Source organism: Mycobacterium sp. NPDC050551 (assembly GCF_040674075.1).
In the GTDB taxonomy this organism is placed as follows: domain Bacteria; phylum Actinomycetota; class Actinomycetes; order Mycobacteriales; family Mycobacteriaceae; genus Mycobacterium.
Map to the genome: position 1 here is coordinate 1,007,851 of NZ_JBFARC010000001.1, position 24,272 is coordinate 1,032,122.

At 68.1% G+C, this 24,272-nt stretch carries 24 protein-coding genes; 4 read left to right on the forward strand and 20 right to left on the reverse strand.

All coding sequences use genetic code 11. The annotated features are described in order from the left end of the window. Positions 1–14: 14 nt before the first annotated feature. The 10 genes from AB0K11_RS04850 to AB0K11_RS04895 all read right to left on the reverse strand — a co-directional run bounded on the left by AB0K11_RS04850 (position 15) and on the right by AB0K11_RS04895 (position 9,312). Positions 15–869, reverse strand: a complete 855-nt coding sequence (locus AB0K11_RS04850) for a mycofactocin-coupled SDR family oxidoreductase (RefSeq protein ID WP_364972805.1) — start codon at positions 867–869, stop codon at positions 15–17. 70 nt (positions 870–939) lie between these two features. Beyond that, the gene (locus AB0K11_RS04855; protein ID WP_364972807.1) at positions 940–1,806 is read right to left on the reverse strand and encodes an SHOCT domain-containing protein; all 867 of its coding nucleotides are present in this window, start codon (positions 1,804–1,806) and stop codon (positions 940–942) included. A 103-nt stretch (positions 1,807–1,909) separates the two neighbouring features. Beyond that, the gene (locus AB0K11_RS04860) at positions 1,910–2,722 is read right to left on the reverse strand and encodes a cutinase family protein (RefSeq protein WP_364972810.1); all 813 of its coding nucleotides are present in this window, start codon (positions 2,720–2,722) and stop codon (positions 1,910–1,912) included. Positions 2,723–2,892: 170 nt separating this feature from the next. Beyond that, a complete protein-coding gene (tuf, locus tag AB0K11_RS04865) occupies positions 2,893–4,083 on the reverse strand; it encodes an elongation factor Tu (protein ID WP_264011645.1) in 1,191 nt (396 codons plus the stop codon). 81 nt (positions 4,084–4,164) lie between these two features. Then, the gene (gene fusA, locus AB0K11_RS04870; protein WP_364972815.1) at positions 4,165–6,270 is read right to left on the reverse strand and encodes an elongation factor G; all 2,106 of its coding nucleotides are present in this window, start codon (positions 6,268–6,270) and stop codon (positions 4,165–4,167) included. A gap of 101 nt (positions 6,271–6,371) precedes the next feature. Further along, positions 6,372–6,842, reverse strand: a complete 471-nt coding sequence (gene rpsG, locus AB0K11_RS04875) for a 30S ribosomal protein S7 (protein ID WP_077077601.1) — start codon at positions 6,840–6,842, stop codon at positions 6,372–6,374. Further along, the gene (gene rpsL / locus AB0K11_RS04880; RefSeq protein ID WP_135126427.1) at positions 6,842–7,216 is read right to left on the reverse strand and encodes a 30S ribosomal protein S12; all 375 of its coding nucleotides are present in this window, start codon (positions 7,214–7,216) and stop codon (positions 6,842–6,844) included. Before rpsL ends, rpsG begins: the two co-directional genes overlap by 1 nt. A 293-nt stretch (positions 7,217–7,509) precedes the next feature. Continuing rightward, positions 7,510–8,145 (reverse strand): WHG domain-containing protein, encoded by a 636-nt coding sequence (locus AB0K11_RS04885; protein WP_364972819.1) that lies wholly within the window; start codon positions 8,143–8,145, stop codon positions 7,510–7,512. 77 nt (positions 8,146–8,222) lie between these two features. Then, complete coding sequence (locus tag AB0K11_RS04890) at positions 8,223–8,762, reverse strand: DUF3558 domain-containing protein (protein WP_364972821.1); 540 nt, start codon at positions 8,760–8,762, stop codon at positions 8,223–8,225. A gap of 7 nt (positions 8,763–8,769) precedes the next feature. Beyond that, positions 8,770–9,312: a DUF3558 domain-containing protein gene (locus tag AB0K11_RS04895; RefSeq protein ID WP_364972824.1), complete on the reverse strand. Its 543-nt coding sequence runs from the start codon at positions 9,310–9,312 to the stop codon at positions 8,770–8,772. 160 nt (positions 9,313–9,472) lie between these two features. Between AB0K11_RS04895 and AB0K11_RS04900 the strand changes: the two genes are divergently transcribed. Both AB0K11_RS04900 and AB0K11_RS04905 read left to right on the forward strand, forming a co-directional pair. After that, entirely contained in the window at positions 9,473–9,850 is a 378-nt protein-coding gene (locus AB0K11_RS04900) for a DUF3060 domain-containing protein (protein ID WP_364972826.1), read from the forward strand. Positions 9,851–9,872: 22 nt separating this feature from the next. Next, a complete protein-coding gene (locus AB0K11_RS04905; RefSeq protein ID WP_364972828.1) occupies positions 9,873–10,298 on the forward strand; it encodes a DUF3060 domain-containing protein in 426 nt (141 codons plus the stop codon). 27 nt (positions 10,299–10,325) lie between these two features. Here AB0K11_RS04905 and AB0K11_RS04910 read toward each other — a convergent pair whose 3' ends face one another. The 8 genes from AB0K11_RS04910 to AB0K11_RS04945 form a co-directional block, all read right to left on the reverse strand. Then, positions 10,326–11,090, reverse strand: a complete 765-nt coding sequence (locus AB0K11_RS04910; RefSeq protein ID WP_364972830.1) for a crotonase/enoyl-CoA hydratase family protein — start codon at positions 11,088–11,090, stop codon at positions 10,326–10,328. Between the two features lie 30 nt (positions 11,091–11,120). Beyond that, entirely contained in the window at positions 11,121–11,831 is a 711-nt protein-coding gene (locus AB0K11_RS04915) for a PaaX family transcriptional regulator C-terminal domain-containing protein (protein WP_364973740.1), read from the reverse strand. Positions 11,832–11,854: 23 nt separating this feature from the next. After that, positions 11,855–12,793 carry a crotonase/enoyl-CoA hydratase family protein gene (locus AB0K11_RS04920; RefSeq protein WP_364972832.1) on the reverse strand — a complete coding sequence of 313 codons (939 nt, stop codon included), beginning with the start codon at positions 12,791–12,793 and terminating at the stop codon, positions 11,855–11,857. Next, on the reverse strand, positions 12,790–14,421 hold the full coding sequence (locus AB0K11_RS04925) for an acyl-CoA dehydrogenase family protein (protein ID WP_364972834.1): 1,632 nt from the start codon (positions 14,419–14,421) through the stop codon (positions 12,790–12,792). Before AB0K11_RS04925 ends, AB0K11_RS04920 begins: the two co-directional genes overlap by 4 nt. Before the next feature lie 48 nt (positions 14,422–14,469). Beyond that, a complete protein-coding gene (locus AB0K11_RS04930) occupies positions 14,470–15,624 on the reverse strand; it encodes a hypothetical protein (RefSeq protein ID WP_364972836.1) in 1,155 nt (384 codons plus the stop codon). A 4-nt stretch (positions 15,625–15,628) separates the two neighbouring features. Continuing rightward, positions 15,629–16,087: a peptidoglycan-binding domain-containing protein gene (locus AB0K11_RS04935; protein ID WP_364972838.1), complete on the reverse strand. Its 459-nt coding sequence runs from the start codon at positions 16,085–16,087 to the stop codon at positions 15,629–15,631. Between the two features lie 76 nt (positions 16,088–16,163). Continuing rightward, entirely contained in the window at positions 16,164–17,243 is a 1,080-nt protein-coding gene (locus tag AB0K11_RS04940; RefSeq protein ID WP_364972841.1) for a phosphatase PAP2 family protein, read from the reverse strand. 96 nt (positions 17,244–17,339) lie between these two features. Further along, complete coding sequence (locus AB0K11_RS04945) at positions 17,340–18,092, reverse strand: deoxyribonuclease IV (protein ID WP_364972843.1); 753 nt, start codon at positions 18,090–18,092, stop codon at positions 17,340–17,342. Positions 18,093–18,171: 79 nt separating this feature from the next. On the opposite strand from AB0K11_RS04945, the gene AB0K11_RS04950 reads away from it, so the two are divergent. Together AB0K11_RS04950 and AB0K11_RS04955 are read left to right on the forward strand one after the other, a co-directional pair. Continuing rightward, a complete protein-coding gene (locus AB0K11_RS04950; RefSeq protein ID WP_364972846.1) occupies positions 18,172–18,558 on the forward strand; it encodes a carboxymuconolactone decarboxylase family protein in 387 nt (128 codons plus the stop codon). Between the two features lie 6 nt (positions 18,559–18,564). Continuing rightward, positions 18,565–19,452, forward strand: a complete 888-nt coding sequence (locus AB0K11_RS04955) for an NAD(P)-dependent oxidoreductase (RefSeq protein ID WP_364972849.1) — start codon at positions 18,565–18,567, stop codon at positions 19,450–19,452. On the opposite strand, the gene AB0K11_RS04960 is transcribed toward AB0K11_RS04955, so the two are convergent. Both AB0K11_RS04960 and AB0K11_RS04965 read right to left on the reverse strand, forming a co-directional pair. After that, positions 19,449–20,198, reverse strand: a complete 750-nt coding sequence (locus tag AB0K11_RS04960; protein ID WP_364972852.1) for an alpha/beta hydrolase — start codon at positions 20,196–20,198, stop codon at positions 19,449–19,451. The two genes, AB0K11_RS04955 and AB0K11_RS04960, sit on opposite strands and share 4 nt — an antisense overlap. 103 nt (positions 20,199–20,301) lie before the next feature. Beyond that, complete coding sequence (locus tag AB0K11_RS04965; RefSeq protein WP_364972854.1) at positions 20,302–24,252, reverse strand: DNA-directed RNA polymerase subunit beta'; 3,951 nt, start codon at positions 24,250–24,252, stop codon at positions 20,302–20,304. Positions 24,253–24,272: the final 20 nt, after the last annotated feature.

Here is a 24,272-nt window from a genome sequence, read left to right on the forward strand (position 1 = left end):
CGGCAGCCGGTGAGTCAGTACTTCATCACGCCGCGGTCGACGGCGATCTGACTGCCCGACAACGTCGCCGATCCGTCGCCTGCGAGCCAGGCCACCACGTCGGCGACCTCGTCGGGCGACATGAATTCCTGCAGCCCCTTCTTGCCCTCGTGTTTGACCGGGTGCAGCGGCATCGGGGCGAAGCTGTGCAGGAAGCTCGGATGCTTCCCGAACACCTCCATCATCGCGTCGCGCTCGACCATCGGCGTGTCGATGGAGTAGGGGTGGATCGAGTTGACCCGGATGCCGAACTCGCCCGCCTCGAGCGCGAGGCCGTTGGTCAGCGCGGTGAGTCCGTGCTTGGACGCGGAGTAGTGGCCGTTGCCGGGCGTCGCCTTCAGACCGGCCGACGAGCTGACGATGATGACCGACCCGCCGTTGCCCGCCTCGATCATCGCGGGCAGCGCCGCCCGGATGGTCTTCCAGGTGCCGTTGAGGTTGACGTCGATGACGGTGTGCCACTGCTCTTCCGACATCTCCCACAGCCGCCCCCAGCTGAGCACACCGGCGTTGGCCACCAGGATGTCGAGCCGGCCGAACTGTTCGACACCGTCGGCCACCACCTGCTGCAGGGCGGACAGATCACGGATGTCGACCTCGCGGGCGAGCACCTTGCGGCCGGTGGACTCGACCGCGCGTACGGTCTCCGCGAGTTCCTCGGAGGTGGCCGCCGCGTAGGTGATCGTGTCCGAGACCGGGGCGCAGATGTCGATCGCGATGATGTCGGCGCCGTCGGCGGCCAGCCGGACCGCGTGCGCCCGGCCCTGTCCCCGGGCGGCTCCGGTGATGAAGGCCACTCGCCCGTCCAGGGGTCCACCCGATGCAGTCACCGCTGCTCCTTTCGCGAATACGCGCTCAGGCTAACAGCCGAACTGGAACGTGTTCTAGGTACCGCCGGACTCAGAGGTCGGCGATGATCGCCTGGCGCTTGGCGGCGTACTCCTGCTCGGAGATCGACCCCATGGCGCGCAGCGTCTCGAGTTCCTGCAGGCGAGCGGCCGTCGACTGCTGCGGAGGGGCCACCGCCGCTGCCGGCGACGCGGATGCCGACGGTGTGGGCGCGGCGGACATGGTGGCCGGCGTGTGCGGCGGAGCCGCCGCGGGCGCCTGGCCGGCGGCCCGCCGGACGATGTCCTGCACCTGTTGGCGGGCGGCCGGATTCGAGCGCAGGTCGATCATGTTGTTCATGCCGATGTTGTGCGCCTTGAGGATCTGCAGGATCTCCATCAGCGGTGCTGCCTGACCGGTGAGGTCATAGGTGCGGTTGTCCTCGGCCACGGTGAACGTCGCCGGCATCAGCCCACCGATCAGACTGCTTCTGTCCCAGTCGATCTGGTACTCGTTGGTGGCCGGGTCGACCAGCACGGCCAGCTTGCGGTTGGTGATCATCGGCAACCGGCCGATCGACGCCACCACCCGGTCCTGGCTCGCGAACGGCGTCAGTCCCGGTCCCGAGATCTGCAGGTCGAGCTTGACCAGCGGCTGCTCGTTGATCCGGGTGTTGGTGTCGTGGATACCGGTGACCTGGGCCAGCGCGAGCACACCGCCCGCCTCGAGCGCCTGTGTCTTCGCCGCACGCTGGGCGTTCCAGGACGCCAATGCCAGCGCGGCCAGCACGTCCACGACGGTGATCAGCAGGCCGACCCAGAACATCCATGCGATGAGCGCGCTTCGGCCCATCGCGAAGTACACAACGAGGAAGATCGGACCGACCAGGCCGCCGCACAGCAGGACCATCACCTGAGCTTTGATGTACCGCCACAACATCTGCCACACCCCTCGTCCGACACGTCGCGTGTCAGCGTAACGCCCACCGGGCGCTTTTCGAGTGGTGTCTTTCCAGGTGCCGTCCGGCCTCCGCGCGGGCGCGTCAGGAGGGCAGCGAGACACCCTGGACGGGGTTGGCCGGCACCGGTGCCGACGACGGCAACAGCTGGTAGAGCGGTGAGGTCCAGGCGTAGTCCCCGGTCGTCGTGCTGGCGTAGCTGGTGTGCACGGCCACCGCGAGCGGGTTCATGGTGTCCTCCGCGTCGGGGTCGTAGTCGCACACGGCGTCACCGAGGTCGCACACGCTGATCGTCCGGCTGCCGACGGCGGGCGGGAGAGGCGCGGGGGCGTGCGCCAGGATCGGCCAGTCCTGCGCGACACCCTTGCCTGCGCCGGACACCGACGACACCGAGCCGAGGTTAAGCGTCGGGTCGGCGGGCAGCCGGTCCCCGTCGGCGATCAGCAGCGCCGCGGCGAGGTTCGGGCTCGCGGCCAGCGCGTGCAGGTTGCGGTGCACCACCATCGCGCCCTGCGAGTAGCCGGCGAGCACCACCTTGGTGGTCGGGCACTGCTGAACGAACGCCTCGTACTGGCTGCCGAGCGCTGCGGAGCCGTCGTCCACGCTGTCGATGAAGCCGGACCAGTCCAGGATCCCGCCGTCCTCGGGGACCTCGGTCGCCGGATACACGACGGCCTCGGCGGTCATGGTGCGACCGTCCTGCTGCAGCCGGCGGTTCAGGTCGAGCATCGACCGGTACACCACCCGCCCCATGCCTTCGTTCATGCCGACCTCGGCGCCGCGCTCACCGGAGCCGGCGGCACCCATCCAGTGCACATCCGGGCATGCCAGTTGCGCCTGGACGGTACCGGCCAACCCGATGGCGGCGGCGCCTGCCAGAGCGGCGGCACAGATCACTGAAGCTGAACGACGAAACACGAAACCCCGACCCTTCCCGGCCGTCGCGGCGGCCACTGCGAGGTATATCGCCGGACGCGCGGGCGTGTTACAGGTGGGGCGAAAGCAAAGCGGCGCCCACCCTTTCGGGTGAGCGCCGCTCAGAGGCTTCAGATCGTCGGTAGGCGGACCTACTTGATGATCTTGGTGACCCGGCCGGCGCCGACGGTGCGGCCACCCTCACGGATCGCGAAGCGCAGACCGTCGTCCATGGCGACCGGCTGGATCAGCTTGACGCTGATGTCGGTGTTGTCACCGGGCATCACCATCTCGGTGCCCTCGGGAAGGGTCACCACACCGGTCACGTCCGTGGTCCGGAAGTAGAACTGCGGACGGTAGTTGTTGAAGAACGGCGTGTGCCGGCCACCCTCGTCCTTGGACAGGATGTAGACCTGGCCCTCGAAGTCGGTGTGCGGCGTGGTGGTGCCGGGCTTCACGACGACCTGGCCGCGCTCGACGTCCTCACGCTTGATGCCGCGCAGCAGCAGACCGACGTTGTCACCGGCCTGACCCTGGTCGAGCAGCTTGCGGAACATCTCCACACCGGTGACCGTGGTCTTGGTGGTGGTCGTCTTGATGCCGACGATCTCCACTTCCTCGTTCACGTTGACCACGCCGCGCTCCACACGACCGGTGACCACGGTGCCGCGGCCGGTGATCGTGAAGACGTCCTCGACGGGCATCAGGAACGGCTTCTCGGTCTCGCGGACCGGGTCCGGGATGGACTCGTCGACGGCCGCCATCAGCTCGACGATCGACTCGACCCACTTCTCGTCGCCCTCGAGCGCCTTGAGCGCCGAGACGCGGACCACCGGAGCGTCCTCGTCGAAGTCCTGCGCGGCCAGCAGCTCGCGGACCTCCATCTCGACGAGCTCGATGAGCTCCTCGTCGTCGACGGCGTCGGCCTTGTTCAGGGCGACCAGGATGTAGGGCACGCCGACCTGGCGGGCCAGCAGCACGTGCTCACGCGTCTGCGGCATCGGACCGTCGGTCGCGGCGACCACCAGGATCGCGCCGTCCATCTGGGCGGCACCGGTGATCATGTTCTTGATGTAGTCCGCGTGGCCGGGTGCGTCCACGTGCGCGTAGTGGCGCTTCTCGGTCTGGTACTCCACGTGGGAGATGTTGATCGTGATACCGCGCTGCCGCTCTTCAGGCGCATTGTCGATCTGGTCGAATGCGCGCGACTCGTTCAAATCGGGATACTTGTCGTGCAGAACCTTGGTGATTGCTGCAGTAAGCGTCGTCTTGCCGTGGTCAACGTGACCGATGGTCCCGATGTTGACGTGCGGCTTCGTCCGCTCGAACTTCGCCTTCGCCACTTCTGTGTCCTCCTGGACTTGTTGGTGCTTTGGTTAAAGCAGGTTGGTTTCTTCAGTTGTGGTCCGAGAAGAAAACGGGGGTTACTGACCCGTCGCCTTCGCGATGATCTCCTTCGACACGTTCGCCGGAACCTCGGCGTACGAGTCGAACACCATGGAGTAGTTCGCCCGGCCCTGGGTCTTCGACCGCAGGTCGCCGACATAGCCGAACATCTCCGACAGAGGCACCTGCGCCTTCACGACGCGGGCACCGGACCGCTCCTCCATGGCCTGGATCTGACCACGGCGGGAGTTCAAGTCGCCGATCACCTCACCCATGTAGTCCTCGGGCGTGGTGACCTCGACCGCCATGATCGGCTCGAGAATCGTAGGCTGCGCGGCCTGCGCGGCCTTCTTGAGCACCTGCGAACCGGCGACCTTGAAGGCCATTTCCGACGAGTCCACCTCATGGTAGGCGCCGTCGAGCAGCGTCACCTTGAGGTTGACCAGCGGATAGCCGGCGAGCACGCCGTACTGCATGGCGTCCTGCGCACCCGCGTCCACCGAGGGGATGTACTCGCGGGGGATGCGGCCACCGGTGACCTTGTTCTCGAACTCGTAGGTGGCACCGTCCTCGCCGGTGAACGGCTCGATGGAGATGAGCACCTTCGCGAACTGACCGGAGCCACCCGTCTGCTTCTTGTGGGTGAACTCGACCTTGTCGACCGCGCGCTTGATGGTCTCCTTGTAGGCCACCTGCGGCTTGCCGACGTTGGCCTCGACCTTGAACTCGCGCTTCATCCGGTCGACCAGGATGTCGAGGTGGAGCTCGCCCATGCCGCCGATGACGGTCTGGCCGGTCTCCTGGTCCAGGTGCACCTTGAAGGTCGGATCCTCTTCGGCCAGCTTCTGGATCGCGGTGCCCAGCTTCTCCTGGTCGCTCTTGGTCTTGGGCTCGATGGCCACCTCGATCACGGGATCGGGGAAGGTCATCGACTCGAGCACGACCTGGTGATTCGAGTCGCTCAGGGTGTCACCGGTGGTGGTGTCCTTGAGGCCGATCACCGCGTAGATGTGCCCCGCGGACGCCGTCTCGACCGGGTTCTCCTTGTTGGAGTGCATCTGGAACAGCTTGCCCAGCCGCTCCTTCTTGCCCTTGGTCGCGTTGATGACCTGCGAGCCGGAGTCGACCTTGCCCGAGTACACCCGGACGTAGGTCAGCTTGCCGAAGAACGGGTGCGTGGCGACCTTGAAGGCCAGCCCGGAGAACGGCTCCTCGGTGGACGGCTTGCGGACGATCTCCTCGTCCTCCTTGCCGGGCGCATGGCCGACGGCAGGCGGGACGTCGAGCGGCGACGGCAGGTAGTCGATGACCGCGTCGAGCATGGGCTGCACGCCCTTGTTCTTGAACGCGCTGCCGCACAGCACCAGGTAGGCCTGCGAGCTGATGGTCAGCTTGCGCAGCGCACCCTTGACCTCCTCGATGGACAGTTCCTCGCCACCGAAGTACTTCTCGAGCAGCGCCTCGTCGGTCTCGGCGACGGCCTCGAGCAGCTTGGTGCGGTACTCGTCGGCCCGCTCCTGGAGATCGGCGGGGATGTCAATGGTCTCGTAGGTCTCACCGAGCTTGGTCTCGCCCCGCCAGACCTTCGCGTTCATCTCGACCAGGTCGACGACGCCCTCGAACTCGCCCTCGGAGCCGATCGGGATCTGGATCGGGATCACGTTGGCGCCGAGACGGTCCTCCATGGTCTTGACCGAGAAGTAGAAGTCCGCGCCGATCTTGTCCATCTTGTTGACGAAGCAGATGCGGGGGACGTCGTACTTGTCGGCCTGCCGCCAGACCTGCTCGGACTGGGGCTCGACGCCCTCCTTGCCGTCGAACACGGCCACGGCACCGTCGAGCACGCGCAGGCTGCGCTCCACCTCGACGGTGAAGTCGACGTGCCCGGGGGTGTCGATGATGTTGATCTGGTTGTCTTTCCAGAAGCAGGTGGTGGCCGCGGAGGTGATCGTGATCCCCCGCTCCTGTTCCTGCTCCATCCAGTCCATGGTGGCGGCGCCGTCGTGCACCTCACCGATCTTGTAGCTGATACCGGTGTAGTAGAGGATGCGCTCGGTCGTCGTCGTCTTACCGGCGTCGATGTGCGCCATGATGCCGATGTTGCGGACCTTGGTCAGGTCGGTCAACACGTCCTTCTGTGCCACAGAAGTCATCTCTTTCGCTTGCGTGGTGGGTGTCTGTTCAGTGCGCCGGACCGCAACGCTGCCGCCCGGGGGCGGCTCCGGTGTGCCGCCGGCGCGTTAGGTCACCAGCGGTAGTGCGCGAAGGCCCGGTTCGCCTCGGCCATCTTGTGGGTGTCTTCCCGCCGCTTGACGGCGGCACCCAGGCCGTTGCTGGCGTCGAGGATCTCGTTCGCCAGGCGCTCGACCATGGTCTTCTCACGACGCTGCTTCGAGAAGCTGACCAGCCAGCGCAGCGCGAGGGTGACGGACCGCTCCGGCCGGACCTCGACGGGCACCTGGTAGGTGGCGCCACCGACGCGACGGCTGCGGACCTCGAGTGCGGGCTTGACGTTGTCCATCGCCCGCTTGAGGGTGACCACGGGGTCGGTGCCGGTCTTGTCGCGGGCCTGTTCGAGCGCACCATAAACAATGCGTTCTGCCAGCGATTTCTTCCCGTCCAGCAGCACCTTGTTGACCAGCTGGGTGACCAGCTGCGACCCGTAGACCGGGTCGTTGACCAACGGACGCTTGGGCGCGGGTCCCTTGCGTGGCATCAGCTCTTCTCCTTCTTGGCGCCGTAACGGCTGCGGGCCTGCTTGCGGTTCTTCACGCCCTGGGTGTCGAGCGAGCCGCGGATGATCTTGTAACGCACACCGGGCAGGTCCTTCACACGACCGCCGCGCACCAGCACCATCGAGTGCTCCTGCAGGTTGTGGCCCTCGCCCGGGATATAGGCGGTGACCTCGACCGCGCTGGTCAGCTTGACGCGCGCGACCTTCCGAAGCGCCGAGTTCGGCTTCTTCGGGGTGGTCGTGTACACGCGGGTGCACACGCCGCGGCGCTGCGGGCTGCCCTTGAGGGCCGCGGTCTTGACCTTGGCGATCTTGTCGCGGCGACCCTTGCGGACCAGCTGGTTGATGGTTGGCATGTACCGGCTTCCTGTGTTCGTTCTCGGTTCGTTCTCGATACTTCGGTTTCAAGTCTCTGTACTGCAGTTTCGCCGCGTCCGCCCACCCCGCGACCGGGCGTGTCGCACGCGCTCGCACCGGTGGGATTCCGATGCGTGTTAGACATGCGAATTGGCCCGGCGTGCGGGCATGCGGACACCGCATGCGCCTCTATGGGCCAGGCACGGTCTCCCACGATACCAGGGTGGCCCGCGCCGAACCAAAACGTGTCCGGAGCCCCCGCGAGAGCCGGATCTGCGCGAACGCCGCGGCCTTACCGCAGGTCAGCGCCCACCCCGGAGCGGAGCTCCATTCCGGAGGCCAGCCGCAGCACCATGTCGGTGAACACGGTGTCGGTGTCGATGCCGCGCATGACGCCCGTCATCTCCAACAGTACGAACCCGTGCATCGCCGACCAGAACTCCAGTGCGGCGTAGAACGCGTCCTCGCCTTCGAGGCCGTAGGACGCCAGCACCTCGATCACCGGAGCGGCCGCCGCCCTGGTCGCCTCGGTGAACTCCGGGTCGTCGCCGCCGAGCGGCATCCGGGTGAACGCCGAGTACCGGCCGGGATGGTGATGGGCGTAGCTCCGGTAGGAACTCGCCATCGCCATCACGGCGTCGTCGCGCGTGCGGCCCTGACCGACGGTGTTGAGCATGTCGATGATGTCGCCGACGACCCGCATCCGGACCGTGCGCCGCAGGTCGTCGAGGCTGTGCACGTGGTTGTACAGCGACGGGCCCTTGGTGCCGAGCTGGGTGGCGAGCGCGTTGATGGTCAGCGAGTCCCAGCCGTCACGGTCGAGGAACGTCAGCGCCGCGTTGACGATCGCGTCGCGGCTCAGCCGCGCGGTGCGGGCCGGCGGGCGCGATCGGCCGCCCGCCGATTGCGGTTCCGGCCGACCTGCCATCTGCGGAATTCCCTCCGGCTCGCGTGCGGCCCCGCAAAAGGGGGCAGCGCGAAACTAACACCTCTAGTTTCGACTGGTCAGTTGACCCGCTGCTGGCTGAGCTCGGCGAGTCGCTCGGTGATCTCGCACAGATCGGGCAGCGTGGCCGGGTTCATGGTCTGGATCGACCACGTGATGACGTCCCTGCCCTTGGCGACGTAGATGCTGCAGGCGTTGTCGTCCGCGGCCCGGAAGCCCTTGTTGCCGTCGAGTGTCAGTTCGGTCAGGGTGCGGCCGGCGCGCTGTTCGAGGGTGCGCTCGATGTCCATGTCGCTGCCTCGGTACCACCAGGTGGAGATGCCCATGCCGGCGCCGAACGTGCCGATCAGCGAGTTCTCCTGCCAGAAGCAGCCGGCATCGCCCTCGACCACCTTGGTGAACAGCGACGCCCCGGTGGCCTCGGTCACGTCGGCGTCGGTGACGCCGTTGCACGCACCGCCGCGAAAGCCGCCGTCGACCGACGTCGGGGGCGCTGCGGGCGGCTCGGCCTGCTCCTCCGCCCCGCAGCCGGTCAGCACGGCTGCGCTGAGCACCGCGATGACCGCCGGTACCGCCCACAGCTCGGAGATCGGTTTCATGGCCGTCTCACATGTCCGACGACAGCGTGGCCGTCAGGAGTTTCTGTGCATCCCCGCAGGGGTCGCCATCGGTCTGGTCGCGCAACTGCACCCACCAGCTCAGGACACCGGTGCCCGCGGCCGCGGTCGCGGAGCACGCCGCACCGGTGATGTCGCGGCGCGCCAGGAACGCCTGGTGCCGTTCCACCAGCACGTCGGTGATCTCCGCGTCGCGCTGCTCGGCCACCTGCCGCTCGCGGTCCAGCGTGCCGGTCTCGAACCACGAGTAGGTGACGTCCACCATCGCCGAGCCGCGGGACAGCACGTACTGGCACACCGCGCCGCTGTAGGGCCGCGACACGTTCTCGGCGCCGAGGGTCTCCTGGATGGACGTGTCCAGCAGCAGTCCGCACCGGTCCTCGACGTAGCCGTAGCTGCGGTCGGGGTCTGGCACGCCGGGCTGGGCCCGCTCGGCAGAGCCCGAGACGGTCTGGGCGCACCCGGCGGCAACCGTCATCGCGGTGACCGCCGCAGCCGTCGCCGCCACAACAGGATTGACACGCCGTCGCATCGCACCAACACGCTACCCAGCGCAGACGCCGCACGCGACTCCTGCCGCGGCCGCCCGGTCGCACCGAAGCGGCGAAGCACTGCCGCGAACCACGGGGTGCGACGTACGCTTCCCCAATCGGGGGTTCGGACAGCGGTGGTGTCGAGCGAAGGGGACGGGCGTGGGAGCAGTCGCGGTGGGCCGGGTTCTGGCGTCATGCCTGGTCGTGATCCCGCTCGCGGTGGCGGCCGGAGGCGGCGTCGCACAGGCCAAGAACGGCGACACCCACATCAACGGGATAGGCGTCGAGCGGACACTGGACTGCAACGACTCGACGCTGCACGTGATGGGCTTCGGCCACAAGATCACCGCGCTGGGCACCTGCTGGGCGGTGACCGTGCAGGGTTCGGGCAACATCGTGGTCGCCGACAACGTCGTCAACGACATCACCGTCTACGGCTGGGACCAGACGGTGTTCTTCAAGAACGGGGAGCCGGTGCTCTGGGACCGCGGGCGGGAACTGGGGATGACCAACCGCCTCAGCCGCGTGCCTGCCTGACACTCTCCATCACCTTCGACGGATGAAGCGAGGACTCATGCGCGCGTATCTCACCGGGCCGACGCTGGCCACCGTCGCCGTTGCGGCGGCACTCGGACTGGCCGGCTGCGGTTCGGAGAGCTCGGACACCACCACCCCGACGGCGACGGCGGGCAGTTCGGGCGCACAGGTCGAGATCGGCAACACCATCAACTACGGCTCGATCGGCACCACCGCCGACGTCGACTGTGCGGACGGGAAATCGCTCAACGTCGGCGGGTCGAACAACACCCTGACGGTGAAGGGCAACTGCTCGAACGTCAACATCGGCGGCACCGACAACACGATCAACTTCGACCGGGTCGACAAGGAGCTCAGCGTCGTCGGGCTGAACAACACGATCACCTACAAAGACGGCGATCCGAAGATCAACGACACCGGATCGAACAACAAGATCGACAAGGGCTGACCCCGGGTCCGGTCTCCTCGCGGCTGCTCAGGCGCCCGCGCCGTGGCGCCCGGCGCCCGCGGCGAACCGGCTGGCGCCCTCCAGCGCCTCGTGTTTCACCCGGGAGATGCTGGCGAACTCGAAATCGATTGCAGCGGGCTCTGATACGCCCCACTGGTGCAGCGCCGAGAGCCGATCCGAGCGCATGCACTGCTGTGGCAGCGCCGCGAGTTCGGCCGCCAGTTCCTCGGCCGTCCTGCGCCCCTCGCCGGTCGGCACCACCCGGTTGGCGAGTCCGATCGCGTACGCCTCGTCGGCGTCGACGGCACGCCCCGTGAGGATGAGGTCCATCGCCCGGCTGTGGCCGATCAGCCGGGGCAGCCGGACGGTGCCGCCGTCGATCAGCGGCACTCCCCAGCGCCGGCAGAACACGCCCATCACGGCATCCTGTTCGACCACCCGCAGGTCGCACCACAGCGCGAGTTCGAGGCCGCCCGCGACGGCGTGACCGCTGACCGCCGCGATCACCGGCTTGCTCAGCTCCATCCGGGTCGGCCCCATCGGCCCCGGTCCGGTGCGGTGCACGGGATTGGCGTCCGGAGTGCCGAAGGCCTTGAGATCGGCGCCCGCACAGAATGTTCCGTTGTCGCCGCAGAGCACCGCGACCGCGGCGGAGTCGTCGCGATCGAATTCGTCGAAGGCCGCGAACAGCGCCTCGGCAGTGGGCCGGTTGACGGCATTGCGCGCCTTCGGCCGGTCGATGATCACAGTGGTGACCGGGCCGTTGCGTTCGACCCGTACCGGTGCTGTCATGGTTCCTCCGTCAGTTCGGCGTTGCTTCGTTCATTGCGACGTCACCCCGGCGTCGTCACGCCGCGCGGCGAGTTCGGCGGCGAATTCCCGGTAGGCCGCCCTCAGCGAGGGGCCTGGCCAGCCCGCGGGCAGCAGTTCCTCGGGCAGCACCGGATCGGTGAGCAGATGCCGCACGATCGCTGCGGCCGCCACGAACCGGGCGGGCACGTCGACCGCCGAATCGATCTCGTCGACCAGCCGCCGCCCAGTCGCCGACCAGGCGGGCAGGTCCCACAGCAGCGCCGCAAGGCCACCGGAGTCGTCGTCACGGGCATGCAGCACGCGGGTGCGGTCCCGGACCTCGGCGGGCAGGTCGGCGTCGAGGTTGGCGGGACGGAGCCAAACGCCTTCGCGTAGCTCGCCGAACCGATTGTCGTGCAGCGTGTTCCGCAACGCGGCGCGGGTGCGGGCGTCGGTGCCGACACTCGTCACCACCAGTGTGGTCCATGCGCCGTCCCACGCTCGCAACCGCGGGTCGATCGCGGCGTCCTGGCGGCGCTGCCGGGCCAGCAGCCGGTCCGACAGCCGGTAGCCGTCCTCTGAGCGCACCAGGTCGCCCGCCGTCACCATCCGGGTGAGCGCGACCCGCACCGTGGCTTCGCGGATGTCGAAATCGGCAGTGAGCCGGACGAGTTCGGCCGCGGTGGCCCAGGCCGGGTGGGCGCCCAGCAGCACGCTGAGCACCACCGACCGGGCCGTCATCCGGGACAGGCCGTCCGGCACGGTCACACCCCGGAGGCCTTGCGTCCGTGGTCGCCGAACGGTTCGTCGCGGTGGCGGACCGCCTCGCGAAATCCGTTGTCGCGGGCATCGGCGACGAAAGCGTGACCCTCAGGGGTGTGCCGGGCGATGCCGTCGAACACCGTGCTGACCATCCTGCTGGTGGCGATCCCCTGTTGCAGCAGTGCGCTGTTCATCGCGAGCTTGACCATGATGAGTTGGTTGACCGGGACCGCGGCGATCCGCTCGACGAGCCGTTCGGTGCGCTCGTCGAGATCCTGCGGATCGGGCGCCTCGACGGCGAGGCCCCACTCGGCGGCCTGGGCGCCGGTGATGCAGTCCCCGGTCAGCAGAAGGCGTTTGGCGCGCTGATCGCCGAGGCGGTGCGCCCACATGCCGGCGGCCGGGACGCCCCACACCCGGGTGGGCGGGTAGCCGATCTTGGCGTCGGACGCGGTGATCACCTGGTCGGCGTGCAGCGCGATGTCGGTGCCGCCCGCCACGCAGTAGCCGTGGATCTTCACCACGGTCGGCTTGTCGCAGTGCAGCAGGCTGGCGAACCCGCGGACGAAACGGCTCATCATCTGGTAGTCGACCATCGGGTCCCAGGGCTGGTCCGGCAGGTGGTTGACGGCCTGCGTCTTGCCCGAGAGCACCGTGTCGCGGTACGGGCTGCCGCCACCGGCCGACGACGACCCCTCGGCGTACGCGCTGAGATCGAAACCGGCGCAGAAGCCTTCGCCCCGACCGGACACCAGGATCACGTGCACGGCGGGGTCGAGGTCGGCCCGCTCGACGAGTGCGGAGAGTTCGAGCGGGGTGTCCGCGACGATCGCGTTGCCCTTCTCGGGACGGTTGAAGGTGATGCGGGCGACCCGTCCGGTCACCTCGTAGGTCATCGTCTTCAGGTTGTCGAAGTCGACGGGTCTGATCGCGTGCGTCATGCGGACTTGACCATCGCACGCTCGAGGATCGGCGCGAGATCCAGTCCGGTGGGCAGGGTGCCGAAGGCGCCGCCCCACTGTCCGCCGAGTCTGCTGGCGAGGAACGCCTCGGCCACCGCGGGATGGCCGTGCCGGACCAGCAGCGCGCCCTGGAGCGCCAGCGCGATGTCCTCGGTGACCTTGCGGCCGCGGTACTGGATGCTCTCGAGATCACCGAGGTCCTGCTGCACCGCGGCGACGTGCCGGTCCAGACGCGGGTCGTGACCTGCGGTGCGGGCGAGTTCGTCGAACAGCACCTCGACGCTCTCGGGCCGGGTCGCCATGGCGCGCAACGTGTCCAGTGCGCTGACGTTGCCCGAGCCCTCCCAGATGCCCATCAGCGGCGCCTCGCGGTAGAGCCGCGGCATACCGGATTCCTCGACGTAGCCGTTGCCGCCGAGGCACTCCATCGCCTCCGCGGCGTGCGGGGTCGCGCGCTTGCACACCCAGTACTTCGCGGCGGCCAGACCGATACGCCGCAGCAGCGTCTCGCGCTGATCGCCACGCACCGCGTGATCGGTGGCCCCGGCCATCCGCATGGCCAGCATGGTCGCGGCCTCGGCCTCGACAGCCAGGTCGGCGAGCACGTTGCGCATCAGTGGCTGGTCGATCAGGTACGCGCCGAACGCCTTCCGGTGCTGGGCGTGGTGGATGGCGCGGGTCAGGCCGGTGCGCATGCTGGTGGCGCTGCCCAGCGTGCAGTCGAGCCGCGTCAGGTTCACCATCTCGATGATGGTGGGCACGCCGCGGCCCTCCTCGCCCACCAGCCAGGCGGTCGCACCGTCGTACTCGACCTCGCTCGAGGCGTTGGCGTGGTTGCCGAGCTTGTCCTTGAGCCGTTGCAGGAACATCCGGTTGCGGGAGCCGTCGGGCAGGATCCGCGGCAGGAAGAAGCAGGACAACCCGCCAGGGGCCTGGGCCAGCACCAGGAAGACGTCGCACATCGGCGCCGAGGTGAACCACTTGTGGCCGCGCAGCGCGTACGTGCCGTCACCGTTGGGCGTCGCCTCGGTGGTGCCGGCACGCACGTCGGAGCCGCCCTGCTTCTCGGTCATCGACATGCCCGCGGTGATGCCGGCCTTGGCGGTCGGCAGTGTGAGCTCGGGGTCGTAGACCCGGCTGGTCAGCAGCGGCTCGTAGACCGCGGCCAGCTCCTGATTGAACCGCAGGGCGGGCACCACGGCGTAGGTCATCGAGATCGGGCAGATGTGGCCGGGTTCGGGCGTCCACACCGAGGTCTTCGCCGCGCGCACCACGTGTGCACCGGGGCGGTCGTCGGCCCAGGGCGCGGCGTGCAGCCCGTGGCCGACCGCGACGGTCATCAGCTCGTGGTAGGCCGGGTCGTACTCGACCTCGTCGACCCGGTGGCCGTGGCGGTCGTGAGTGTGCAGCACCGGGCGGTGGCGGTCGGCCAGCTCACCCCAGCGCTGCGCCCGGACGCTGCCCGAGAGCGCGCCGAGTTCGGTCACCTCGTCGACACCCCACTCGCCGCCCTCGCGGATCAGCGCCTCCTGGAGCACCGGCGCATCGGCGGGATTGTGGTCGAGCAGGGGCGGCACCTGGTTGGTGACGACGTGTGTGTCTGCCATGGCTCGATATTACAGTTTCACGACAGTCGCACAATAGCCGTAACAGACTCACGTGCCGCGGCCCTGCGCCTTCGCGGGCTGGTCGGCCGACCGCACACTGTTGAGCACCGACTGGCCCTGCTGGTCGATGAGCCGGGTGAAGATCTGCTGCGCGTACCCGAACACCAACCCCCACGCCAGGATCTGCGCGGACGTGTCGAGTGCGTTGAGCCCCGGGACGAACTGCCCCCGCATCAGCAGCAGGCCGAGGAACGCGGTGAGCGCGCCGGTCGGCAGCTTGAGCGCCGCCAGCGCCACCGGGATGCCGTACCGCTCGGACGAGCCCTTCACCCGGCTGATCGCGGCCGCGGACGCGATCGCGGCGGCCGTCAGACCGATGAGTTCGACGACGATCAGGTCCCAGCGGGTGGTGGTTCTCGCCACCATGACGTCGATGTCCTCGCCGTCGGGCACACCCGGCTTCTGCGCGGTGAACGGTGGCGACTGATTGGTGGGACACACCACCGTGACCTCGTTGGTCTCCTCGGGCGAGAAGCACAGCGGGATCAGGTTCTGGGCGAAGACCCCGATGACGGCGACCCCGATCGCCAGCAGCGTCAGCAGCACCGTCGTGACGACCACGATGTTGCGGAAACTGCGCAGCCGCAGATCTTCTCGCAGCGCCTCGGAACTGGCCGCCCGGACCGTGGTGACGATCTTGTTGCGGTCCTCGCTGAACGGCTCGGGCCGGTCCTTCCCGCCGTCGGCACGGGAGGCGCTCAACTGCTCGGCGATCCGCTCGACCTCCCGACGGCCCGGGTCGGTCGACCGGAGATGGCGTTGCACGTGCCGCAGCAGCGACGGCATCTGGCCGGCGACGTAGCTCGCCGGCGCGAGGTTGAGCAACTGCGCCTCCGCCGCGTCGAGGTTGCTCATCGCCCGCTCGAGCAAGGGTCCGTTGCGACGCGGCCGCCACCGCTTGCCGTCGTCGGGCGGTTTGCCCTCCGCGGCGTCGCGCGCCGCGCGCAGATGACACTTGATGGCCTCGGCGAGCAGTCCTTCGACCGGCCCCGCGGAGTTCAGCATCATCCAATCGCACAGCGTCTCGAGTTCGTAGGCCCTGGTCAGCGTGCCCTCCCGCCAGCTGACCCGGACCGGGCCGCCAACCGGCCGCAGCACCGCGATGTCCGGCGCCGGGATCGGCAGAGTCGAGATAGCGGTCATCGCGTCACGGCAGGAACGAGACGACGGCGTTGTTTCCGCCGCGGCAGGTGATGACGCCGTCGCGGGACTGCACGCACGCCATGGTGTACGTCTGGTGCGTCGCCGGACTGAAGGCCTGGATCTCGCCTTCGACGAACGGCGCACTGAACCACGCCGCCCGCACGTTGGCGGCGAACTCACACGAGGTGCTCGGGCTGACGAACAGCCCGTCGCCGCACGTCTTGTCCTCGCCGTTGCGCAGCGTGAGGCCCAGCCGGATCAGCACCTCGGGGCCGGCGACGCCGTCGTCGTCCAGCCCGGACCGGCGCTCGAACTCGCGCACCACGGCTTCGGTCTTCGGGCCGAAGTCGCCGTCCGTGGAGAGTTTCGAATACGCCGGGTAATCGCGGTTGAATCGCGCCTGCATCTGCCGGACGTCCTCGCCCCGGTCGCCGATGCGTAGAACTGTCGCCGTGATGGTCATGATGTGCTCCCCCTGTGGTGTCGAACGGTATGCAGGGAGCGTATTTTCGGCGCGGCAGATGATCGCGGGTAGTCGGCTACCCCTTCGGCGACGAATTCATCTCGCGTGCGGCCCGCCGCGCGTCATACCGGTTCAGGCCGACGACGATCAGCGCCGCGAACAGCCAGCCGAGCAGGATGTCCACCACGTAGTGCTCGGCGGTGTACACCAGCGTGAACGCCATGATGAGCGGATAGGCCACCAGCACGGGCCGCCACGCGCGGTGAACGCGACGCCACAGGAAGTAGGCCAGCGCCGCGGACATGCCGGCGTGCAGTGACGGGATCGCCGCCACCAGGTTGACGCTGGCCTGTCCCTGGTCGAGAAGCGCGGTGGCCGAATGCAGATTCAGCTTCCCCCAGCCGCGTCCGACGATGCGTTCGACCCACTGGTTGGCGCCGTCCTGGCTGTCCTGCATCGCACCGAGGACGCCGCCGTCGGGCACACCGCGGGCGGACCGGAACATGCACCGCGGGCCGGACGGGCCGCCTTCCACATCGGTCGCCGTGCACCTGGCGGCCGCCCACGGTGGTGCGGCTGGAAGCAGCGCGTAGATGACCAGCGCCGCCACGTTGAGTCCGACGAACAGCCGGACGAAGCCCTTCCACTCGTCGCGGTTGCGCAGCCACAGGGCCCCTGCCACGACGTACGGCAGGATGAAGAACGACATGTAGACGCTGCTGATGACCACCTCCCACCAGGGCGGCTGCGGCAGTTTGAGCCGCTCCTGCAGCCACACCGTCGGCATCGTCCCGAAGAACAGCCAGCGGTCCATATCGGCCTGCCAGTGCCAGAGTGTGGGGCGACCGATCAGGGTGGCCGCGCCGCGGCTGAGGTCGTAGGCGAGCAACAGCAGCGCGAACGGCAGCCAGTCGCGCAGGACGTAGAGCATCTTTCTGCCCTGGCCGATGCTCGCCGCGAGCAGACCGGTGGCGATGTAGAGCAGCAGCAGTTCCCGGTTGAACGCCAGTCCGTCGGTGACCGTGCGGTACACCACGACGGCGGCCCATGCGGCGATCGCGGTCCACCGCAGGAACCGGAGTCGCCGCACGCGCGTGTCGGCGGAGTCGTCGTCGACGTGCGTCAGCGCAATCGACGACTGGTCGGTCGCGGTCACATAGGCCTTTCTGACGCCGGTCGGATTCCCGGCGACAGCCTAGTTAACCTTCGCGCCACCCGGCGTTCGAGACGGGTTCGCTCACCGAAGTGTGATTCAGCCGACGTGTTCGCGCAGGAACGCGATGTCGTCCTTGCGGCCCTCGTCGGAGGTTTCGCAGATCACCGGTGCGTCAGCGGCCTTGACCACCGCGGCCAGCAGTTGCGGGTCGATCTGGCCGGTGCCGAAATTGGCGTGCCGGTCGGCACCCGAGCCCGCGGCGTCGCGCGAGTCGTTGCAGTGCACCAGGTCGATGTGGCCGGTGATGGCCTTGATCCGGTCGACGGCGTCGATCAGGGCCTCGCCGGCGGCCCAGGCGTGGCAGGTGTCGAGACAGAAGCCGATGCCCTTGTCGCCGATCCGGTCCCACAGCCGGGCGATGGTGTCGAAGTGGCGGGCCATCGCGTGATCGCCGCCCGCGGTGTTCTCCAGGTACACCGCGACGTCGGTCTCGAGGTAGTCCAGCGCCTTGGCCCAGCGCTCGAAGCCGGCCTCCATGTCGTTGTCGTCGGCGTGGCCACCGTGCACGATGACCGCAGTCGCGTTGATCTCGGCGGCCGCGTCGCAGGTGTCCTGCAGGATCTTGCGCGACGGGATTCGCACCCGATTGTTCGCCGATGCCACGTTGATCAGGTACGGCGCGTGCACGTACAGCGGAATGCTGGACGCCTTGAGCACGTCGGCGTCCTCGCGCGGCTTCGGCTTCTTCCAGCTCTGCGGGTTGCCGAGAAAGAACTGCACCGCGTCGGCGCCGTCGGCCTGAGCGTCTGCGAGGGGATCGTCACCGTGGACATGGGAACCGATAAGCACGGTGGCCAGTCTAGGCGCGGGGTCCGACGCCGCCGCGGCGCCGGGATACCGTCCGATGAGGCGACGCGATGGAGGAGACATGGACCAGCAGACCTATGACCGTGGACTGGAGATCCGCACGGCCGTGCTCGGTGAGGCCTACGTGCAGAAAGCCACGGCCGGCGCCGACGAATTCAGCAAGCCCATGCAAGATCTCGTCACCGAGTACTGCTGGGGCGCGGTATGGGGTCGCGACGGTCTGTCGCCCAAGACGCGCAGCATGCTGAACATCGCGATGATCTCCGTGCTCAACCGGCCTCAGGAGTTGCGCACCCACGTGAAGGGCGCGCTCACCAACGGCGTCACCCGCGAAGAGATCCGCGAGGTGCTCATGCAGGTGGGCATCTACGCGGGCGTCCCGGCCGCGATGGACAGCTTCCGGATCGCCCGTGAGGCGTTCGCCGAACTCGACGCCGAAAGCGCATAGCCGACCGTGGACGTCGGATTCGTCGGCTTGGGCAACATGGGCTTTCCGATCTGTGCCCGCATCCTCGGCGCGGGCCACCGGGTGATCGCTTACGACACACGAGTCGACGCCGTCGACCGGGCGGTCGCCATCGGTGCCGTCGCGGCCACGTCGGTCACCGATGTCGCCGATCGCGCCGAAACGATGCTGGCCAGCCTGCCGACCCCGGCCGTCTCCCGGGAAGTGGCGGCTCGCGTGGTCGACGGCGCACGGGTCCGCCGCTTCGTGGACCTGTCGACCGTCGGAAGCGAGGTCGCCGAGGTCAACCACGACCTGCTCGCGCAGAAGAACATCGCTGCTCTCGACGGTCCGGTCAGTGGTGGTGTGGCCGGTGCCGAGAGAGGAGCGCTGGCCGTCATGGTGTCGGGGCCGCGCGACCAGTTCGACATCGTGGCTCCGGTGTTGGAATCGTTCGGCCGGCCCATCTTCGTCGGAGCCACGCCCGGCGCAGCTCAGACCATGAAGCTGGTCAACAACCTCATGGCGGCGACGACGCTGGCCGCCACTGCGGAGGTGATGGTGATGGGGGTGAAGGCCGGGCTGGATCCCCACGTGATGATCGACGTGTTGAACGCCGGCTCCGGCGGCACCCATGCCAGCCGCGACAAGTTCCCGCGCGCGGTACTGCCCCGGACCTTCGACTACGGGTTCGCGACGGGGCTCATGGTCAAGGACATCCGGCTGTACCTCGACGAGGCCGAGGCGCTCAGCATTGCGACACCCATCGCCGGCGCCGTGCGCGCGGTGTGGGAAACGGTGCTGTCACAGCAAGGACCGGATTCCGATTTCACCACCGTGGTCAAGCCGTACGAGGAGGAGGCCGGCGTCGCCGTCGACGGCCGCCCCGCGCCCTAGCCGAGCCGTGCCGTCACCGCCGACAGCACCTGCTCCGCCGCGCCGTAGAACGCGCTCAGGTGCGTCTGCCCCGGGATCTCGTCGAGCGTCGCGCCCAGCGCGTCGACGTCGGCGCGCACGTTCGGCACGATCCAATCCCGCGACCCTACGTAATAGATCGCCGGACAGGTGACCGACGCAGGGTCGACGTAGCGGGTAGGCGCCATCGATCCCGTGACCGCCGCCGCGACCGCCTGCGGGTCGTTGTCCGCCTCCATCATCGCCGCGAAGGCGGTGTCGGACACCCCGAAGGCCTGCCACACCGCGGCCCAGTCGCCCACGCGCAGGTTCTGCGCCAGCGGGGTCAGCGTGCGGGCGACCTCGTCCCGGTAGGCGTGCATCGCGAATCCGCCGACCACCAGCTGCTCCACCCGTTGGGGATGGCGGCTCGCCATGCTGCAGGCCAGCCAGCCGCCGCGCGAATACCCCCAGACCGTGGCCCGCTCGATGCCTTCGGCGTCCAGCACCGCGACCAGATCCGCCGTCACGCCGTCCGCTCGGTAGGCGTCAGGATCGTGTGGCCGGTCGCTGCCGCCGTGTCCGAGCGGGTCGACGTTGATCACCCGCCGGCTGCCTGCCACCGCGTCCACGTAACCGGTGTCCGCCCAGTGCCGGGCCGCCATCATCGTCCCCGCCACGAGCATCATCGGCGGCCCGTCGCCGGTCACCGTGTAGTGGATCCCGAATCCGCGCGACGTGGTCCGCATACCGTCGAGTGTCACCGCGTCGCCGCCGATCCGGGGCCGGACACGCACACGAAAAAGCCCCCGCCGATGGCGGGGGCTTCTCCGTGTGGAACTAGCGGTAGTCCTACCGGTAGTCGCTGTATCCGTAATCGTCCAGCGGCACCGCGGCGCCGGTGGCCTGGCCGAAGTCCGGGCTGTAGTACTGATCCTCGTAGGACGGGATCGTGTACGCGGCAGCCCGCGCCTCCTCGGTCGGCTGAACCTGGATGTTGCGGTACCGGTTGATGCCGGTACCCGCCGGGATCAGCTTGCCGATGATCACGTTCTCCTTCAGACCCTGCAGCTTGTCGCTGCGGCAGTTGATCGCCGCATCGGTCAGCACGCGGGTGGTCTCCTGGAACGACGCCGCCGACAGCCACGAGTCCGTGGCCAGCGATGCCTTCGTGATACCCATCAGCACCGGACGGCCCGCCGCGGGCTCAGCGCCCTCGGCCACCACCCGACGGTTCGCCGACTCGAACTCGGCACGCTCGGTGAGCGAACCGGGCAGGAACTCCGTGGCTCCCGAGTCGATGATGGTCACGCGACGCAGCATCTGGCGCACGATCACCTCGATGTGCTTGTCGTGGATCGACACACCCTGTGCGCGGTACACCTCCTGCACCTCGTTGACGAGGTGGACCTGCACCGCACGCGGGCCTTCGACACGAAGCACCTCGTGCGGATCGGCCGAACCCTCCATCAGCTGCTGGCCGACCTCGACGTGGTCGCCGTCGGACAGCGGACGCTCGGAGCCGTCCTCGTGCTTGAACACCCGCAGGCGCTGGCGACGCGGCAACTTCTCGTAGACCACTTCCTCGCTGCCGTCGTCCGGCACGACCGTGATCTTGTAGAACTTGTCGGTCTCCTCGAGCTGCACCCGGCCGGTGACGTCCGCGATCGGCGCCTTGTTGCGCGGCACGCGGGCCTCGAACAGCTCCTGGACACGCGGCAGACCACCGGTGATGTCGCCACCGACACCACCCTGGTGGAACGTGCGCATCGTCAGCTGCGTGCCGGGCTCACCGATGGATTGCGCGGCCACGATGCCGACGGCCTCGCCGATGTCCACCAGCTTGCCGGTGGCCATGGAGCGGCCGTAGCAGGTCGCACACACACCGGTGCCGGTGCCACAGGTCAGCACGGAGCGGACCTTGACGTCGGTGATGCCCGCCGCGAGCAGCGCGTCGATCGCCGGATCGCCCAGATCGTGCCCACGCTCGACGACCACGTTGCCGTTCTCGTCGACCGCGTCGGTCGCCAGCGTCCGTGCGAAGGCACTGGTCTCGACGTGCGCGTCGCGCACCAGCGAGCCGTCGGCCAGCCGCTCGGCGATCGTGACGTTGATGCCACGCTCCGTGCCGCAGTCCTCCTCACGCACGATGACGTCCTGGCTCACGTCCACCAGACGACGGGTCAGGTAACCCGAGTCAGCGGTACGAAGAGCGGTGTCCGCCAGACCCTTACGGGCGCCGTGGGTGTTGATGAAGTACTCCAGCACCGTCAGGCCCTCGCGGAACGAGGACTTGATCGGACGCGGGATGAACTCACCCTTCGGGTTGGTCACCAGACCCTTCATGCCGGCCAGGTTGCGCACCTGCGTCATGTTGCCGGTGGCACCCGACTTGGGCAGCAGCGTGATGGGGTTGTCGTCTGGATAGTGCTCCTCCAGCGCCTTACCCACCTCATCGGTGGCCTCCTGCCAGATGCGCACCAGCGATTCGCGCCGCTCCTCGGGGTTGAGCGCGCCGCGCTGGTACTTCTTCTCGATCCCGTCGGCTTCCTTCTCGTACCGGTCGAGGATCTCGGCCTTCTGCGGCGGGACCAGCACGTCGGCCATCGACACGGTGACACCCGAACGGGTGGCCCAGTAGAAGCCGGCGTCCTTGAGCTTGTCGACGGTCTGCGCGACCACGATCATCGGGTAGCGCTCGGCCAGATCGTTGACGATGCGGGCCTGGACCTTCTTGTGCATCTGCTCGTTGACGAACGGATAGCCAAGCGGCAGCAGCTCGTTGAACAGCACCCGGCCCAGCGTGGTCTCGGCCGTCCAGGCGTCACCGGGCTTCCACCCGGCGTCGCCGAACAGCTCGGCCTCGACCTCGGCCGCCGGACGCTGCTGCGTCAGCCGGACGCGGATCTTGGCCCGCACGCTCAGCGCACCACGGTCGAGCGCCATGATGGCCTCGGCCGGCGAGCTGTACACACCGAACTCCGGCTGATCCTTGGCGGCCGCGACGTATTCGCCGGTGTCGCCGGGGATCTCGGTGGTCAGGAAGTACAGACCGGTCACCATGTCCAGACGCGGCATGGCCAGCGGCCGTCCCGACGCAGGCGACAGGATGTTGTTCGAGGACAGCATCAGGATGCGGGCCTCGGCCTGCGCCTCCGCCGACAGCGGAAGGTGCACGGCCATCTGGTCGCCGTCGAAGTCGGCGTTGAACGCCTCACAGACCAGCGGGTGCAGCTGGATGGCCTTGCCCTCCACCAGCTGCGGCTCGAAGGCCTGGATACCGAGGCGGTGCAGCGTCGGTGCGCGGTTCAGCAGCACCGGGTGCTCTCCGATGACCTCTTCGAGGACATCCCACACCTGGGGACGCTGACGCTCGACCATGCGCTTGGCGCTCTTGATGTTCTGCGCGTGGTTCAGGTCGACCAGACGCTTCATCACGAACGGCTTGAACAGCTCGAGTGCCATCAGCTTCGGCAGACCGCACTGGTGCAGCTTGAGCTGCGGGCCGACCACGATGACCGAACGGCCCGAGTAGTCGACGCGCTTGCCGAGCAGGTTCTGACGGAACCGGCCCTGCTTGCCCTTGAGCAGATCGGACAGCGACTTGAGCGGACGGTTGCCCGGCCCGGTGACCGGACGGCCACGCCGACCGTTGTCGAACAGCGCGTCCACCGACTCCTGGAGCATCCGCTTCTCGTTGTTGACGATGATCTCGGGGGCGCCGAGGTCGATCAGTCGCTTCAACCGGTTGTTGCGGTTGATCACGCGGCGGTACAGGTCGTTGAGGTCCGAGGTGGCGAAGCGGCCACCGTCGAGCTGCACCATCGGGCGCAGCTCCGGCGGGATCACCGGGACGGCGTCGAGCACCATGCCCAGCGGCGAGTTCCGGTTGGACTGGAACGCCGCCACCACCTTGAGCCGCTTGAGGGCGCGGAGCTTCTTCTGCCCCTTGCCGTTCTTGATGGTGTCGCGCAGCGAGTCGGCCTCGGCGTCGATGTCGAAGTTCTCGATGAGCTTCTTGATCGACTCCGCACCCATGGCGCCCTGGAAGTACTCGCCGTAGCGGTCGACGATCTCGCGGTAGAGGTTCTCGTCGACGATCAGCTGCTTGGGCGCCAGCTTGGTGAAGGTGGTCCAGATCTCGTCGAGCCGGTCCAGCTCACGCTGGGCCCGGTCGCGCAGCTGACGCATCTCGCGCTCGCCGCCGTCGCGCACCTTGCGGCGCACGTCGGACTTGGCACCTTCCTTCTCCAGCTCGGCCAGGTCGGCTTCGAGCTTCTGCGCCCGGGCCTCCAGGTCGGCGTCACGCTGATCCTCGACGGACTTCTTCTCGACGACCATCTCGGCCTCGAGCGTCGAGAGCTCGTTGTGGCGCATCTCGGTGTCCACCGCGGTGATGACGTAGGCCGCGAAGTAGATGATCTTCTCGAGATCCTTCGGGGCCAGGTCCAGCAGGTAGCCCAAGCGCGACGGAACGCCCTTGAAGTACCAGATGTGCGTGACCGGTGCGGCCAGCTCGATGTGGCCCATCCGCTCACGGCGCACCTTGGCACGGGTCACCTCGACACCGCACCGCTCACAGATGATGCCCTTGAAGCGGACGCGCTTGTACTTACCGCAGTAGCACTCCCAGTCGCGAGTAGGTCCGAAGATCTTCTCGCAGAACAGGCCGTCCTTCTCAGGCTTCAGCGTGCGGTAGTTGATGGTCTCCGGCTTCTTGACCTCGCCGTAGGACCACTGACGGATGTCGTCGGCGGTGGCAAGGCCGATGCGGAGCTCATCGAAGAAGTTGACGTCTAGCACGTAACTCCCTTTCCCCTTTC

Coding starts and splice junctions, on each gene's coding strand:
- AB0K11_RS04855 (WP_364972807.1), bottom strand. CDS start 1,806: ATGTTGTGGCGGTACATCAAAGCTCAGGTGATGGTCCTGCTGTGCGGC.
- rpsG (WP_077077601.1), bottom strand. CDS start 6,842: ATGCCACGCAAGGGACCCGCGCCCAAGCGTCCGTTGGTCAACGACCCG.
- rpsL (WP_135126427.1), bottom strand. CDS start 7,216: ATGCCAACCATCAACCAGCTGGTCCGCAAGGGTCGCCGCGACAAGATC.
- AB0K11_RS04885 (WP_364972819.1), bottom strand. CDS start 8,145: ATGGCAGGTCGGCCGGAACCGCAATCGGCGGGCGGCCGATCGCGCCCG.
- AB0K11_RS04890 (WP_364972821.1), bottom strand. CDS start 8,762: ATGAAACCGATCTCCGAGCTGTGGGCGGTACCGGCGGTCATCGCGGTG.
- AB0K11_RS04895 (WP_364972824.1), bottom strand. CDS start 9,312: ATGCGACGGCGTGTCAATCCTGTTGTGGCGGCGACGGCTGCGGCGGTC.
- AB0K11_RS04905 (WP_364972828.1), top strand. CDS start 9,873: ATGAAGCGAGGACTCATGCGCGCGTATCTCACCGGGCCGACGCTGGCC.
- AB0K11_RS04910 (WP_364972830.1), bottom strand. CDS start 11,090: ATGACAGCACCGGTACGGGTCGAACGCAACGGCCCGGTCACCACTGTG.
- AB0K11_RS04915 (WP_364973740.1), bottom strand. CDS start 11,831: ATGACGGCCCGGTCGGTGGTGCTCAGCGTGCTGCTGGGCGCCCACCCG.
- AB0K11_RS04920 (WP_364972832.1), bottom strand. CDS start 12,793: ATGACGCACGCGATCAGACCCGTCGACTTCGACAACCTGAAGACGATG.
- AB0K11_RS04925 (WP_364972834.1), bottom strand. CDS start 14,421: ATGGCAGACACACACGTCGTCACCAACCAGGTGCCGCCCCTGCTCGAC.
- AB0K11_RS04930 (WP_364972836.1), bottom strand. CDS start 15,624: ATGACCGCTATCTCGACTCTGCCGATCCCGGCGCCGGACATCGCGGTG.
- AB0K11_RS04935 (WP_364972838.1), bottom strand. CDS start 16,087: ATGACCATCACGGCGACAGTTCTACGCATCGGCGACCGGGGCGAGGAC.
- AB0K11_RS04950 (WP_364972846.1), top strand. CDS start 18,172: ATGGACCAGCAGACCTATGACCGTGGACTGGAGATCCGCACGGCCGTG.
- AB0K11_RS04960 (WP_364972852.1), bottom strand. CDS start 20,198: ATGCGGACCACGTCGCGCGGATTCGGGATCCACTACACGGTGACCGGC.